The sequence below is a fragment of the Bacillus sp. Medicinal_06 genome (genome assembly GCF_056711665.1).
The window spans coordinates 589,173-602,852 of the sequence record NZ_JBWYHD010000001.1; the positions used below are offsets into that span (position 1 = coordinate 589,173).

Consider the following 13,680-nt stretch of genomic DNA (forward strand, 5'->3'; position numbering starts at 1 on the left):
CTGTTTATTCTTGTTAATTAACATGATAAACATGGTGAAATATTACAAGCCTCCATGTACATGTTCATTGAAACAATGAATAATATTTAGACATCTTAATCCATAAACTCTAAATTCAGAAACATCAATGTCTGGAAGTACTTTATTTCTCTAACATCCAAATTATGTTAAGATTATTTCAATATTTCAAAACACACTCAAAAGGAGTCTAATTAAAATGAATGTCTACTTAGCAGAGCCTACAATTGACTTACAAGAAGAATATCTAGAATTCTATCAAGAATGGAAAAATAGTGGTGAAACGATGGTTCCCTGGGTTATTGCAAAAGATCCTTCTTATTTTCCAGAAATGGTCCAAGAACTACTCGATGCAGCGGAAGGAAAAAATCTCCGTAACGGCTGGGTACCTGATTCTACTTATTGGCTTGTCGCAGATAATAAGAAAATTGTTGGAGCTGTAAATATTCGCCACCGTTTAACTGAACATTTATTCAATGCTGGTGGGCATATTGGCTATGGTATACGCCCTTCCGCAAGACAAAAAGGATATGCTACAAAACTATTAGCTTTATCATTAGAAAAAACAAGAGAATTAAATATTACAAAAGCTCTTGTCGTTTGCGACGAATGGAATATTGCTTCTGAGAAAACAATTTTGCGTAACGGTGGCCTTCGTGACAGTGACTTTATCGAAGAAGACGGTAATGTTGTAAGGAGGTATTGGATTGAGCTGTAAACGTCCATTCATTAATGAAAACGGAGGGATTCACATGTCTACATTAGCAACCCAATTAGAAACTACAATTCATACTGCTTCTCAAAAAATGATACTTCTTTCTGACATGGACATAAAACTCAATCTAACAAAATGGTCTAAAAAAGAAATATTAGGTCACCTTTGCGATTCCGGCACGGTCAACCATAAACGTTTTGTTGATATCCTTACTTCAAAAGAAGCTATTACACTCACTGGTTATGATCAAGATTCATGGGTGTATGCACATAATTATCAACAATCTTTTTCATCAAATGAAGTTCTAAAATTATGGGAAGCTATTAATACACAAATTATAAAATTACTAAGCAATGTAAAGGATGAACAATGGCAACTTACATGTAAGTTAGAAAATCAACAGGAAGTAACTTTAGAATGGCTTGTTACAGATTATATTGATCATATGGACCATCATCTTACACAAATATTTACAACCCGAAAAAAATAAAGTGAAACTTTAATCACCTCTCATCAATTGGGCTTTTACCGGCAGTTGATCCTCCACCTATCTTCCTCGTTTTCTTTGCATCTTGAGGTGGGGGATGAATTTTCGGTAGGCGGTAGCTTACATGTTTTTTGTACACGATTTTTTGATCCTATACGATATAATAAATATGAAAATAGAAAGAAAGGAGAACGTATATAGCAACCACAAAAGAGGATGTATATATAAAAGGAACAAAAAAGTCACTGCCGGATGGCTGGTCTACCTATGCCTTTCGATACGCCATTTTCCCCACACAAGAACAAGCCGCAAGATTAGAAAGAGCGTTCGGATGTGAACGTAAAGTGTATAACGAATATGTTTCTGGTTTGTATGAATATCTGGAATCGATTTCCTTTGAAGGTGGGTTTATTCGTTATAAGGTGCCGAATTACACAACGATTACCACCAAATATGATTACTTAGATAAAAGTAACGATTCTTTTGTGTATAATGACGCAAAAATGAGATTCCAGGCAGCCATTAAAAAATATAATGAGACGTATGCAAAACGCCCCGTACAGTACAAAAAAGCAGTGCGAAAAAAGATGAAAACAATCGGATATGTTCCCACGTTAAAAGACATCAAAGGTATGCCCAAGTTCCACAGTAAAAAACAAGGAAAATTCAGCTATACGACAAATCAAACAAATGGAAATATTAAATGAAGCAAGTAAATGAATCTTATGTGTTATGTATTCCGAAGTTCCAAGAAAGTATTTCGATTCATCTTCACCGAGAATTACCGATTGGCGGGATCATAAAAAAAGCAACCGTGAAACGAGAAGGCACAAACTACATTGTTTCTCTTTCTGTTGATTCGTTTTGTCCACATGAAAAACAGGTAGAATTCCTTACTTCTGAAGAGGTAATTGGATTAGATTACAGTCAAAGTGAATTGTATGTAGACAGCGAAGGACGAACAGCGCAGTATAGCCGCTACAACAAACTTATCGAAAAACGTCAAAGAAGAATGAACAAATCCTTAGCACGCAAGAAGAATCATGCGAAAACAGATGAAACAGGGCATACCCTATATAGTCAGAATTATGAAAAACAAGTTAAAGAATATCAAAAAGTAACAACAAAAGCAAAAAACCAAAGAAAAGATTTTCTACACAAGAAAAGTAATCAGATAACCAATGATTACCACGCTATTGTTGTAGAAGATTTGAACTTAAATAACTTGGCGCAATGTTTGCGTTTTGGAAAAAAGCTACATGACAATGGATTTGGTATGTTTCGCAAGATGTTACAATACAAGGCTAAGAAAAAAGGCAAACACTATATCGTTGCGGATCCGTATTTTGCATCGAGTAAAGTATGCAGTGCGTGTCATCACAAAAAAGATACGTTGAAGTTGGAAATCACATTTCATTAGCTCTTGAATTAGATAGTGAAAATGAGATTCAAAAAATTTACGATACATTAATCGAAAAAGGAACTGTACTTATGGAATTACAAGATACATTCTGGGGAGCAAAATTTGCGAAAGTGAAAGATTGCTTCGGTGTTATTTGGGATTTAAATTATACAAAAGCTTAGTCTCCATAGAAAAAGGTGCTCTCTACATAAGCACCTTTTTCTATATCATTTTACAATACGATTCATTTGTCTTCTTTATTCTTCTTCCTTCTATTGACATCTTTTAACGTTTTACTAAATCCTAAAACCAAAATGATGAATATGATTCCAGCAATTGCTACCGTTTCCAAAATGAATTGCACAGTTCCTCCTCCTTTGAGTTGCACCACATGCCCATCAAGTTACTATTTCGAATTATCCATCGCCCTCAAGCTAAGAAAAAGAAATTTTCCCATAATGAAAATAGCTATTTGTTTGGTTTCTAAATTTAGAAAAAATATATGGTGATACTATAATTGATATTACATATGAAATGCAAAAAATAAAAATCCTATAAAAGAGAACGAGTTAGAAAATTTAATTATTCTTGTATTCCCCCTTTAGAATACCATATATTTCTAAGTCAACAACTCCTTTTCCAGACCATAATGAAGCTTGTCTTAACAATCCTTCTTTTATAAAACCATTTGTTAAGAGGACCTTTTTTGAAACCTCGTTTGCAGGCATGACCTCTGCTTGAATTCTGTTTACATTTACTTCTTCAAATAAAAATTTTACTAGCATACGAACAGATTCAGTTGCAATCCCCTTTCCCCAATAATCTTCTGCCAAAAAATAACCGATAGATACCATGTTCACTTTTTGGTTAAAATCCACAGATTCTATAATTCCTACCAATTTATTAATTTGATTCTTCTGAAAGATCCCCCACTTGACTCTACTTTTTTTATGGTAATCTCTCTCAAAATGACCAATCATTTTACTTACCGTTTTTATGTTATGCTTAGGAATGATCCCACAATAAGCAAATACATTTTCGTTGTCGTAGATTGTAAATACTTCCTGTAAGTGTTCCTCTTCAATTTTTCTTAAAACTAGATTCGTTGATTCTAATACTGGAAAATCTCCAAAAATCATTTCTAGATTCATTTTATTCTCTCCTTAAGTTATCCTTTAATAGATATGTAAATTTTCATTTGCATCTCCTTATTTTATAATATAAACAAAATATTTTTTGATAATTCGTGCTATTTTTCACATTTATATTGTAACCTATACAGTGTTCTTCTTTATGAGGTTTGAGCGTAGATGAATGCCCCCTCTGGAGTACCGTAAAAAAACAGCTCTCCTTTAGCGTACGGAATGCCTCCTTTTTAATTTCGTCAAAGCAGCTACAAACAAGAAAATTCCCATTACTGCTTTATGTGTATACAAAAAGCCATTCTTTCTACAAAAATACTAGAAAGAATGGCTTAAACAATGCTAATGCGAAACTTCTATTAGTGATTATTCTCCTTCCACCACTAATAGCTAATTAACGCAATCAGGCTTTCACGAGTGGTAACACTACTCTTATCTTGCTGCACGTACCTCAGCAACAAGCTTCCCACCTTCTACACTCATATAAAGCTTCACAGGTACATCATTTGTATTTTCAAATACTAAATCTAAATATGGATATGCGATTGTAGCATCTCGGCCTTTTGGAACGTATCCTACCGTTTTAGAGTGCGTTGTTCTTTCTACCATTTTTAAACCAGCTTGATCGGCTGCATTATAAAGAGTAGAAGATGTTTGACATACTCCACCACCATAACCATCTACTAATTTTCCATCAACAATTTCTTTCCCTAACTGATACCCTTTATCTGGTGTTGTATCTCCGATTAGCGCATTAAAAGAGAAACGATCTCCTTTTCCTAGTACTACACCACTAATGCTATTCGCAGACAAACGGATATTTTCAATTCTACCACCTGTAGAACCACCTAAGTTTGTTTCATATCTCCCTAAAACTGCACCACTTCCACTTGCATCAGCCGGTGTCGCTACTGGTTTTTTCTCAACAATCGGCAATTGATAAGAAGAATCCCACATACCTACGTTCATCAATTTGTCTACTAGTTCTTTTTCCATTAATTCATAAGAAGGCTTACCTTCTTGCCATGTTCCATCACTTGCCATACGGGACGGAACCATCTTTTGATCAATGCTTTTTCCTACTTCCTTAGCAACTTTCGTTACTTCTTTTTTAAATTTATTTTCATCTTCAAAATAACCTAAGCTTGCTAGATTCACATTTTTTACTTCTTTCCCACTTCTAGCATCAACCAAACTTACACTTTCACTGACACCAGTCTTAGCTTCTACAACATGCTCTCCTATGCCACTTACTAATGAAACTTCACTTACTTTTGTACCACACCCACTCACTATACCTACGCATAGTGCCCCTATTACTACACTTTGTACTTTACGTAACAATACACTCTCTCCTTTACCCTATACTATTACTCTTTGTTTTTAAATTTATGTATGTATGATTACTAAACTTTGCAATATGACTACAAAATATTACAATCTGATTTCTACTATATTAAAATTACTCTTTTCTTTGAGAAATGTCTACACATATTTACTTAAAAAATTCAAGTTTGTTAAAAATGTAATCTTTCTCTTATTTAACCAGTATATACCAAACAATAATTTGAAAACAATTTTAATACATTACTAATTTCGGAATTTTTTATAAGCAAATATAATTCATAAAAAACACTTCACAAATTCTCTTCCATACGTTCGATGAAGTACTCTATTCAAAATAGGTATTTGCCGTGCCACCCATCCGCTCTTACACATACATTATGATGAATTCAACCCAATTTAAAGAACGGAGGATGTTTATGTATCCCTACAATTCATATGATCCATACAACCCTTATGTACACCAACAACAATATGATGTACACCCGCTACACCAACCATATATAGAACAAACAGAACAATTCGATCCATATGATCCAAACAGACAATTTCAAATTCCAATTTCATTCCCTGGTGGTGGCGGCCGGCAACTAGAAAGACGAGTAAACGAGCTAGAACAACGAGTCAATCAATTAAACCGACAAGTAAATCAACTTCAAAACACAGTAGAACGTCATACACGTAGACTCAATCGATTAAATCAACGTTTACGTACTGTAGAAAATCGACTCAACATTCCATTTTCAGCACTTGAAGATGGATTTTAATCCGTAAAACAAAGAACTATATAAGGAAGGGACTCTCCCTTCCTATATTCTGAATTAGCAGATAGTAAATCCCCAATATTCGTTTTATTTTATAAAATTGACGAAAGTTTTCTCCATCTCTATACTGATAAGAGTCAATGAAATGAAACAAGGTGATAAATATGGATTTTGAAATAAATTTCCTCTCCTTCTATGTCGTACAAGTAGAAGGAAAAGGCGAACAAGCAGATAAGCGATATAAACATTTCCAAACGTTAGATGCTGAAGAATATGAAGACAGCCCTTTAAAGGAATTCTTAGATGGCGAATTACTAAAAATATCCAAGCGAAAAGTAGAGCGTCACGCAAAGACCGAACAAGCCCCAACAAAGATCGGTCGATTTATTGTAGAAGCTGGGCACGAATTCGATTCAAACCCTCATTATAATTTATTTAATCGTATCCGCTTTGCAGAAACGAAAGAGAATTTTAAAGATATGAGTGAACCTCTCGTTTATACATATATCGATACAAGTGCAGTACGTGGTGGTGTATTTTTAGTTGCCCAGGCAAAACTACGTAAATACTTTGACGATCCATTTGTATTCGTTATGAAGTGTGACTTCGAACCAAAAGTTGCTTCCATTTCTGACGAAGCAACACTTATTCATAATGTTGAAATGGCAATTACGACAAAAAACATGAAATCCATTCAATACCCATACATGCCAGAAGAAGGCATGGTCGAAGTAGGCGAACTAAAAATCCACCAAGCATCACACGCCCGCTACTTTGAGGATTTCTTAAAATTTGTTGAATATGAGCGCTCTATGCCTGAAATTATGAAAACACAAGTAATGGATATGGTATATGACCAAATTGAAGATGTCTTCGAAGAAGGTACAGAAGAACGCGAACAATTCGACCAAGCCATGGAAGTATGGGCTGCGAGTCCGAAGCGTGAGATTATGGAACAATTTTCAACAGAAGAAGTAATGGAGGCAACAGCACACATTGTCGAGCATGCTCCTGAGGTTGAATTGAAAGTAAAAGCAGATCATATTTCTGTGAAGGCCTTACTTGCAGACTTTGGAGACCAAATTCATATTGCAAAGGTTAATCACAGATATGTGCTCATGATAGAGGCAGATACACTTACGTTTGAAAAGGGATTCTCTCCGATTGAGTTTTTGAAGCCGGATGAGCTGCAAGATGTGATTGAGCGGATTGAGAAAAAAGCTTCGAATCCACATGAATATTAATTCAATCACTAAAAATTACAGTCCTATTCACAAAGAACGTTATGTTCTCTCATTCAATTTAATAATGTTCAAAGACGTCCATACCCTATTTTTTGTTGAGCGCTAATCTGTAGCGCTCTTTTATTTTCACTCATAATCCTGCGCTCATACTTTAGTTACGAATCATATCCGTATTTAAAATGGACCAACATGGTTCAATCTTAAATAAAAACTAAAAAGAGTACCAAGAATAAAAGAAAGGGCTATGACAAGGAAATAGTGTTTTTTTCTCATCTTCATAACATGTAGAAACTTTCTGGTCGTAAATAGGAGTATCGGAAAAAGAATAGCACTCATGATGTAACTATCCCCACCATAAGACCCACGCATTCTTCCCCTACCATATCTGAACAACCATTAAATAGACAATCGACTGAGTAAACAGTTACTAACACACCTAAAAGAGCATACGTAAAAAGAAAACCAAAAATAAAATTTAGAAGTACACTTATTGATAAGTACAATTTTTTCATCTATTCACCTCAAAAAATAATACACTTTCGTACATGTAATTTCAGAAAATTCACTCATCACCAGTATCATCCTTCAAATCAAAGAAGCTCGACTAAAAAATGAATCTTTTTATATTCATTTTCACGAGCATTTTTACCTATACATCATTCATTTTGTTGTTCATTTCCTGTAACACTCGTAATTGCTGCTCCCCTTTCTGTACAGCAATAGTAAAATAATTTTGTAAAAGTTGTATTGTGTTATTATCAATATAGTATCGTTCCGTTATATTCCCCCATGTCTTGCTATTTTGAAAATCTCCCCAAGTAAATTGAACATATTCTTTTTTCTTTAATTCTTTAAATACCCATCTCTTCATTTTCTTTTTTGCTTTTTCAGTTAATACATCATTCTTTGTAAGTATGAGCTCTTCATTTCTTTTATATCGCTTATAAATATCCTTTTCCTTGGATACTTTAAGAAAGATATTTACGGTGTTCTGAGCGTCTGCATAAGCACGGTGCTGTTTTCCTTCCCATTCTAAAGCGAATTGTTCCACCGCGGATTTCAAACTTGGCGTATGTATAAATAATTGCTCATATGCTTGAAATACAAATTTTTGCAAATCAAATTTTCTTTCTGTCTCTATATTAGGGCATTCTATATTATGTAGCTTACAATCTTGCGCGAGAAATTTGTAGTCTTCCTTCCCCCATGTTATAAACATGCTATCATCTCCAGCGAATTGAAGGAATCGCCCCATTACCTTTGGGAACATTTCGACCTCTTTTAGATCTCGCTTTGTAATTCCTGTTAATTTTGTTGTATGGCGAGTTAGAGGTGCGGTTGGTTTAACAAGTGAAGAAAATCGTCCTATAATACGCATTGTACTTGCTTCTACTTTGATTGCTCCAATATCAACTACCTCTAATGGATCTTGCGATTTATAAGGTCGAAAATTTCTCTCAACATCAAATACAATATAACATTTAGGTTCATTCAATTCACATACCTCTTCCTTGTTTGATTATATTTCCTCCGTATTAATGGACAGTAAAAGCCCGATTGGTGAGAGCTGATAATCAGTGGAGAATGAAGCCCCCCACTGATTAAAGTTTCATTTTATAACTATATAGTCTCCACTGTACAAATGCACAAAACAAAATTTCTAAAAAAGATCACAGAATTATTTTTTAAATATTAAGATAAAAATAAAAACAAAAAAAGGAGAAGGGCAAGCCCTTCTCCTTTTAATTCAATTACTTCTTAACTACGTTAGTAGCTTGTGGTCCACGGTTACCTTGTTCTACTTCGAAAGTAACTTCTTGACCTTCTTCTAAAGTTTTGAATCCTTCGCCTTGGATAGCTGAGAAATGAACGAATACGTCTTCTCCGCCTTCAACTTCGATGAATCCGAAACCTTTTTCTGAGTTAAACCATTTTACTTTACCGTTTTGCATGAAAAAATCCTCCTACAATGTACCTATATGTACATATTCATTTTCGACCACTTTACACAATAATAAAGACATTAAAAAACTGCAACCGCAGAGGAGATTTAACATTGCTATCCTCCTCTGAAGTTACAGCTCATTTAAATCTCTATATTATTAAAAGTAAAATGGTTTATAATTACTATATCATATCAATATAATAAAAGTAAAGCGAATTTTATTTTCTTCACATTTTACACAATATTCCTTTGCCACTGCATCACTTTTGATTCTCCTGATCCAGCCACAACATAGCCTTCCTTCTGATTAACAATGCGCCACCCGTGACCTTTAATAGATCCACATACCGTTACCGTTCCTTCATCAAGGAGGACACGACATACCATACTAATTCCAGCTTTATTCTGTGTAGATGTTGTATATAATACCTGTTGATCAACACTCAAATCTAAATAGCTACTTGCTTTTTGTTCACTTTGACATGTATGCCAATTTAATTTTTTCTTTTTAATGATCTCATCTACCATACAAAAAGAAATATTTCCACTTATTCCTCTGCAAGATCCACTTGCTGCTACTATGTAGGAGTTATGTAATGTCAACGCAGAAATCATTTGATTCGTGGCTATTTTAATTCTTTTTAACTTACGCATTTGCAGATCAAAAAGCCAAACACCACCATACTTCGCATGAATTTTGGTACCAATAAATAAGTAATGCTTGTATAAAAATAGCGAACGAATAGACGGTGCACCACTACCATAACAAAGAAATGGATGAATAGTTTCCCAAGTAGAACCGAAGTTATTAGAAAGATATAACGTTTTATCTCCATGTGCAATAACTGTCCCACTCTCATTACTACATACGTTCCAACTTGTTGCCTTTGTTGGAAAACGTTGAATCGTCCAGTTATCACCACAATCCATACTACGAATAAAAATCCCTTCGTCACCTACACCATAAATTACATTACCACTACTCTGTAAATCCCGAATTCTTTTTTGAAACCCACTTAAAATCCGTTTCCATTTCCCATCTTGTTCAATGAATAATCCATCATATGTAGTTGCTAACATAAGTTTCCCATCTTCTAATTTCGTTACGGCAGTTGCACTTAACATTGTTTCCACGATGACACTCCCATTCCTAGAACTTTTCAGCAAATGCGATTGCAAAGTTACTGCATTTCTCGATATCTTCTTCCTCTTCTGGAGCTAACTCAATCTTCAATCCTTCTTGTACAAGTTCTGCCCCGCATTCTACAAGACGTTCTTCAAAAATTGTTACTGCCTCACAAAATTGCTCATAAGCCGTATCACCAGATCCAAATACAGCAACTTTTTTTCCGGCTAAATCTACGCTTTCTAAATCATCATGAAAATCTTCTGCTTCAAATGGCAGCTCCCCGTCTCCCCACGTATACGATCCCAAAATGATACCATCATACGCTAATAATTCTTCTGCATCCATTCCTTCCATTTCCTTTAATTCCACTTCATGATTAAATGCATCCAAGCTCACTTTAATTAAATCAGCAATACTTTCTGTATTTCCTGACATACTTGCATAAGCTATTAAAATTTTCGCCATATCGACATCCCCTTTTGCAATTGATTCTTATTCTCATTATATTAATAATGAGAATCAATTTCAATTATATTTTTTTCCTTACCATAAATAACTTTCAAGGCATTGTAGAGAGTGATGAAACTTTCTTTCGTGAGTCTTTCACACATAGAAAAGAGAAAAACGCGTAGACCAAATGCTTATTTCAGCATGTCAAAAATCAAATTATATAGTAGTAGAAGTGGTAAGAAATGCATAATAAAAGACCTCAAAAAGAGGTCTCCTTACTTTAAAAATATTGATGCAACTATAAAACCAATTATGATTACAAGGATAAGTATTCCAATACCCTTCCAACCTAAACTACCTACTAAATCAGCAAGGTTTCTAGTTTCAGCCCTATTAAACGCATCGTTCATATTTCCAACTGGGTTTCTTTTTAATTCTTCCTGTCTTAGTCTTTCTCTTCTTCTTTCAGGTGTTTCTTTGTCTTCACTCACTACCACACCTCCATTTTCTATAATCCTAATATATATTCCTTAATTCTCTTTAATTGAACTACCCCCACCTTCACTTCGTTTAGAGAAGGGGGTCTTCTCGGTTAAAATGGTAAATTTCATGTTTAAAAACAACAGTCTTTTAGAAAACAACCTATAAAAAAACACGAATGACCATTCTTGTCATTCGTGTTTTTCATTCTTATTTTTTAAAAATGCCAAACGGCTTTCCTACTGGTAATACAACTTTTCCAAAATGAACATTTAATACAGCTGCTGCTGAACCGTAGAAAGATAGTAATGAAATACATAGTTCAGAATACGCTGCTAAGTTATGCATAGCATGTGGCATAACACCTAAAGTACTAAATGAAAGACCAATAAATAAGAAATCAATAAGTACAAAAATCATAAATAATACTTTATGTGTTTCCATTGCGCCAATTGTCATAAAAATCGTAAAGATTAAATATCCAATAAAGGCTACACCAAGCTGCTTTGGATCTACAGATTGGGCTAATTTTTCGCCGAATACTCCAAGTTGAATTAACCAAGACGTTCCAACACCTAACCAAAATAGGCCATATGCACCAAATGCAGTTGTACCGAACGTGTTGTTATGCTTCGCATCGTGAATACACGCAAAGAGTTGTGCAAATCCTCCTAAAAAGATTGCCCATGGTAATACAAATGAAACACCATCCGTTAATCCTAATTTTTGTGATGATGCTACAAGTGTTACCATTGCTAATCCAAATAGACCAATTCCAGATGGATCCGCTGTTGTCATTTTTACATGATGTGTAGTTTGATTACTCATAAAAACCTCCTGATTTTGAACACATACCTGAATACAATACTCAAATCAGAAGCCTATGTCAATGGTTTTTATTGTATGTTATCAGACTTCATATTTTTATAATAATGAACGATAATCTTTGCTACTTCATATGGCTTGATATTTAGATTAAATAGCTCTTTTATAGGAATCCAAACTGGAATGTATTGTCCTCTATCACCCTTTGTAAACTCTTCAGCTTTTCCTGTACCCAAAACACCACCAATAATACGTGCTTCATAAAAATATTGCGTGCCTTTATACTCATACTTCGTAACCAATTTTTGAATTTCAATATGCACGCCTAGTTCTTCATAAGCTTCACGTATAGTTGCCTCTTCTGGTGTTTCATTCTCTTCAATTCCTCCACCTGGAAATACAAAGTATACTTCATTATTTCGAATACGTTTTATAAGGGCGATTGTATCATCCTGTATAATAATAGTCACACCACGATTTCGAATCATGCTATCACTTCAATCCCAATTGCAACGGTTCCCCACTTCTGCTCTTGTTCTTTCGTATATATTTCATATGTACTTGCTAACATTTCTTCAAATGTTTTATAACATTTCAATTCCTTTACCTTTACACAAATTGTTTCTTTTGTTTTTAAATTTGTAAATTCGATTTCATCTTCTATTTGTATATCTTGACGTTTCTTATCATATAAGCGTACTTCAAACACTTTTTTTCCAGATTGAATAGATTGAAACGGCTCATTATATAATCCCATTTTATGTTTCATTTCTTCACCATATTTGTGATTATAATCACTTCAATCTTTTTTCTAAAACATTATGCTAAAAACATACAAATGAACAGAGGAGTGTTTGATATGGCTATACCTTTTACAAAAACATCTATTGTAGGTGAAATTGTTACGGCTTTTCCACAAGCAAGTGATTTATTTAAAAAACATCGTATCGACTTTTGTTGTGGCGGAGACAAGACAATTGAAGTAGCAACACAAACAAAAGAAATTTCTCCTGATGAACTTTTAAAAACATTAAATGAACAATATACTTTATATCAATCAAAAAATAATGAATCTACAAACTGGAATGAAGTTAGCTTTTCTACACTAATTGATCATATTATCCAAACACATCATCGCTATATTCAAGAAGAATTACCACAACTCAGTCCATATGTAACAAAAGTATTTCGCGTACACGGTCAAACAGAGTCGCATTTAAGTGACGTGCACCGACTGTTTCATGAATTAAAACTCGAACTTGAACAACATATTATCAAAGAAGAAACTCTTGTATTCCCGCTTATCCAAAAATATGAACAAAATCCTACTCAAGAAAATTTAGTTTTGGCAATCGAAAAACTTGAAGAATTAGAACAAGAACATGATGGAGCTGGCGATCTTATAAAAGAATTGCGAAGTATTACAAATGATTTCACTCCTCCAGAGCATGCATGTCGCACATATCGTATGGTTTATAATCGTCTAGAAGATTTTGAATCTGATTTATTCCAACACGTACATCTTGAGAACAACATTTTATTCAAGCGATTACTTTCTATTAAGTAAAATGAATAAGCAGTGAGGACTATTTCTCGCTGCTTATCTTTCTCCTTAACTCCAACTATAATCTGTTACTAATTACTCCATTTCTACAAAAGAATCCTCTATACTATATAAGTAGATTATGCACACCGCATAATCAAAAAAATATACATAGGAGAGGAGCTCAACAAA

Annotated in this window: 18 protein-coding genes; 8 read left to right on the forward strand and 10 right to left on the reverse strand. The window is 34.1% G+C overall.

Annotated features, from left to right (window positions below; all coding sequences use genetic code 11):
- The first annotated feature begins 217 nt into the window (after window positions 1-217).
- The 5 genes from AC1M36_RS03115 to AC1M36_RS03135 all read left to right on the forward strand — a co-directional run bounded on the left by AC1M36_RS03115 (window position 218) and on the right by AC1M36_RS03135 (window position 2,804).
- Complete coding sequence (locus AC1M36_RS03115) at window positions 218-736, forward strand: GNAT family N-acetyltransferase (RefSeq protein ID WP_336454222.1); 519 nt, start codon at window positions 218-220, stop codon at window positions 734-736.
- A complete protein-coding gene (locus AC1M36_RS03120; RefSeq protein WP_336454221.1) occupies window positions 726-1,223 on the forward strand; it encodes a DinB family protein in 498 nt (165 codons plus the stop codon). Before AC1M36_RS03115 ends, AC1M36_RS03120 begins: the two co-directional genes overlap by 11 nt.
- 242 nt (window positions 1,224-1,465) lie before the next feature.
- On the forward strand, window positions 1,466-1,927 hold the full coding sequence (locus AC1M36_RS03125; RefSeq protein ID WP_479845606.1) for a helix-turn-helix domain-containing protein: 462 nt from the start codon (window positions 1,466-1,468) through the stop codon (window positions 1,925-1,927).
- Window positions 1,924-2,640: an RNA-guided endonuclease InsQ/TnpB family protein gene (locus AC1M36_RS03130; RefSeq protein WP_431613455.1), complete on the forward strand. Its 717-nt coding sequence runs from the start codon at window positions 1,924-1,926 to the stop codon at window positions 2,638-2,640. The genes AC1M36_RS03125 and AC1M36_RS03130 overlap by 4 nt, the downstream gene beginning before the upstream one ends.
- Window positions 2,592-2,804: a VOC family protein gene (locus AC1M36_RS03135; RefSeq protein WP_431613454.1), complete on the forward strand. Its 213-nt coding sequence runs from the start codon at window positions 2,592-2,594 to the stop codon at window positions 2,802-2,804. Before AC1M36_RS03130 ends, AC1M36_RS03135 begins: the two co-directional genes overlap by 49 nt.
- 396 nt (window positions 2,805-3,200) lie before the next feature.
- On the opposite strand, the gene AC1M36_RS03140 is transcribed toward AC1M36_RS03135, so the two are convergent.
- Window positions 3,201-3,773, reverse strand: coding sequence for a GNAT family N-acetyltransferase (locus AC1M36_RS03140; protein WP_336453799.1), 573 nt, complete (start codon window positions 3,771-3,773; stop codon window positions 3,201-3,203).
- A 423-nt stretch (window positions 3,774-4,196) separates the two neighbouring features.
- A complete protein-coding gene (locus AC1M36_RS03145) occupies window positions 4,197-5,108 on the reverse strand; it encodes a VanW family protein (RefSeq protein WP_336453800.1) in 912 nt (303 codons plus the stop codon).
- A 419-nt stretch (window positions 5,109-5,527) separates the two neighbouring features.
- Here AC1M36_RS03145 and AC1M36_RS03150 point away from each other — a divergent pair, with 419 nt between their 5' ends.
- Window positions 5,528-5,875 carry a hypothetical protein gene (locus tag AC1M36_RS03150; RefSeq protein WP_336453801.1) on the forward strand — a complete coding sequence of 116 codons (348 nt, stop codon included), beginning with the start codon at window positions 5,528-5,530 and terminating at the stop codon, window positions 5,873-5,875.
- Between the two features lie 161 nt (window positions 5,876-6,036).
- Entirely contained in the window at window positions 6,037-7,116 is a 1,080-nt protein-coding gene (locus tag AC1M36_RS03155; RefSeq protein ID WP_479845587.1) for a DUF3900 domain-containing protein, read from the forward strand.
- A 649-nt stretch (window positions 7,117-7,765) separates the two neighbouring features.
- On the opposite strand, the gene AC1M36_RS03160 is transcribed toward AC1M36_RS03155, so the two are convergent.
- The 8 genes from AC1M36_RS03160 to AC1M36_RS03195 all read right to left on the reverse strand — a co-directional run bounded on the left by AC1M36_RS03160 (window position 7,766) and on the right by AC1M36_RS03195 (window position 12,714).
- Complete coding sequence (locus AC1M36_RS03160) at window positions 7,766-8,611, reverse strand: exonuclease (protein WP_336453803.1); 846 nt, start codon at window positions 8,609-8,611, stop codon at window positions 7,766-7,768.
- Window positions 8,612-8,867: 256 nt separating this feature from the next.
- The gene (cspB, locus tag AC1M36_RS03165) at window positions 8,868-9,068 is read right to left on the reverse strand and encodes a cold shock-like protein CspB (RefSeq protein ID WP_003198964.1); all 201 of its coding nucleotides are present in this window, start codon (window positions 9,066-9,068) and stop codon (window positions 8,868-8,870) included.
- 227 nt (window positions 9,069-9,295) lie between these two features.
- Entirely contained in the window at window positions 9,296-10,195 is a 900-nt protein-coding gene (locus AC1M36_RS03170) for a WD40/YVTN/BNR-like repeat-containing protein (RefSeq protein ID WP_336453804.1), read from the reverse strand.
- Between the two features lie 16 nt (window positions 10,196-10,211).
- Window positions 10,212-10,655, reverse strand: a complete 444-nt coding sequence (locus AC1M36_RS03175; protein WP_174101450.1) for a flavodoxin — start codon at window positions 10,653-10,655, stop codon at window positions 10,212-10,214.
- A gap of 260 nt (window positions 10,656-10,915) precedes the next feature.
- Window positions 10,916-11,131 carry a DUF6366 family protein gene (locus AC1M36_RS03180; protein WP_336453805.1) on the reverse strand — a complete coding sequence of 72 codons (216 nt, stop codon included), beginning with the start codon at window positions 11,129-11,131 and terminating at the stop codon, window positions 10,916-10,918.
- Between the two features lie 199 nt (window positions 11,132-11,330).
- Complete coding sequence (locus tag AC1M36_RS03185) at window positions 11,331-11,948, reverse strand: acetate uptake transporter (protein ID WP_336453806.1); 618 nt, start codon at window positions 11,946-11,948, stop codon at window positions 11,331-11,333.
- A 68-nt stretch (window positions 11,949-12,016) separates the two neighbouring features.
- Window positions 12,017-12,433 (reverse strand): NUDIX hydrolase, encoded by a 417-nt coding sequence (locus AC1M36_RS03190; RefSeq protein ID WP_336453807.1) that lies wholly within the window; start codon window positions 12,431-12,433, stop codon window positions 12,017-12,019.
- The gene (locus AC1M36_RS03195) at window positions 12,430-12,714 is read right to left on the reverse strand and encodes an ASCH domain-containing protein (protein WP_336453808.1); all 285 of its coding nucleotides are present in this window, start codon (window positions 12,712-12,714) and stop codon (window positions 12,430-12,432) included. The genes AC1M36_RS03190 and AC1M36_RS03195 overlap by 4 nt, the downstream gene beginning before the upstream one ends.
- A 90-nt stretch (window positions 12,715-12,804) precedes the next feature.
- Between AC1M36_RS03195 and ric the strand changes: the two genes are divergently transcribed.
- Window positions 12,805-13,512 carry an iron-sulfur cluster repair di-iron protein gene (gene ric / locus AC1M36_RS03200; RefSeq protein WP_336453809.1) on the forward strand — a complete coding sequence of 236 codons (708 nt, stop codon included), beginning with the start codon at window positions 12,805-12,807 and terminating at the stop codon, window positions 13,510-13,512.
- The last annotated feature ends 168 nt before the right edge of the window (window positions 13,513-13,680 follow it).

What these genes read in the sequence shown, in the direction of transcription:
- AC1M36_RS03115 (WP_336454222.1), top strand. Translation starts at nt 218, where the DNA reads ATGAATGTCTACTTAGCAGAGCCTACAATTGACTTACAAGAAGAATAT.
- AC1M36_RS03130 (WP_431613455.1), top strand. Translation starts at nt 1,924, where the DNA reads ATGAAGCAAGTAAATGAATCTTATGTGTTATGTATTCCGAAGTTCCAA.
- AC1M36_RS03140 (WP_336453799.1), bottom strand. Translation starts at nt 3,773, where the DNA reads ATGAATCTAGAAATGATTTTTGGAGATTTTCCAGTATTAGAATCAACG.
- AC1M36_RS03150 (WP_336453801.1), top strand. Translation starts at nt 5,528, where the DNA reads ATGTATCCCTACAATTCATATGATCCATACAACCCTTATGTACACCAA.
- AC1M36_RS03155 (WP_479845587.1), top strand. Translation starts at nt 6,037, where the DNA reads ATGGATTTTGAAATAAATTTCCTCTCCTTCTATGTCGTACAAGTAGAA.
- cspB (WP_003198964.1), bottom strand. Translation starts at nt 9,068, where the DNA reads ATGCAAAACGGTAAAGTAAAATGGTTTAACTCAGAAAAAGGTTTCGGA.
- AC1M36_RS03175 (WP_174101450.1), bottom strand. Translation starts at nt 10,655, where the DNA reads ATGGCGAAAATTTTAATAGCTTATGCAAGTATGTCAGGAAATACAGAA.
- AC1M36_RS03185 (WP_336453806.1), bottom strand. Translation starts at nt 11,948, where the DNA reads ATGAGTAATCAAACTACACATCATGTAAAAATGACAACAGCGGATCCA.
- AC1M36_RS03190 (WP_336453807.1), bottom strand. Translation starts at nt 12,433, where the DNA reads ATGATTCGAAATCGTGGTGTGACTATTATTATACAGGATGATACAATC.
- AC1M36_RS03195 (WP_336453808.1), bottom strand. Translation starts at nt 12,714, where the DNA reads ATGAAACATAAAATGGGATTATATAATGAGCCGTTTCAATCTATTCAA.
- ric (WP_336453809.1), top strand. Translation starts at nt 12,805, where the DNA reads ATGGCTATACCTTTTACAAAAACATCTATTGTAGGTGAAATTGTTACG.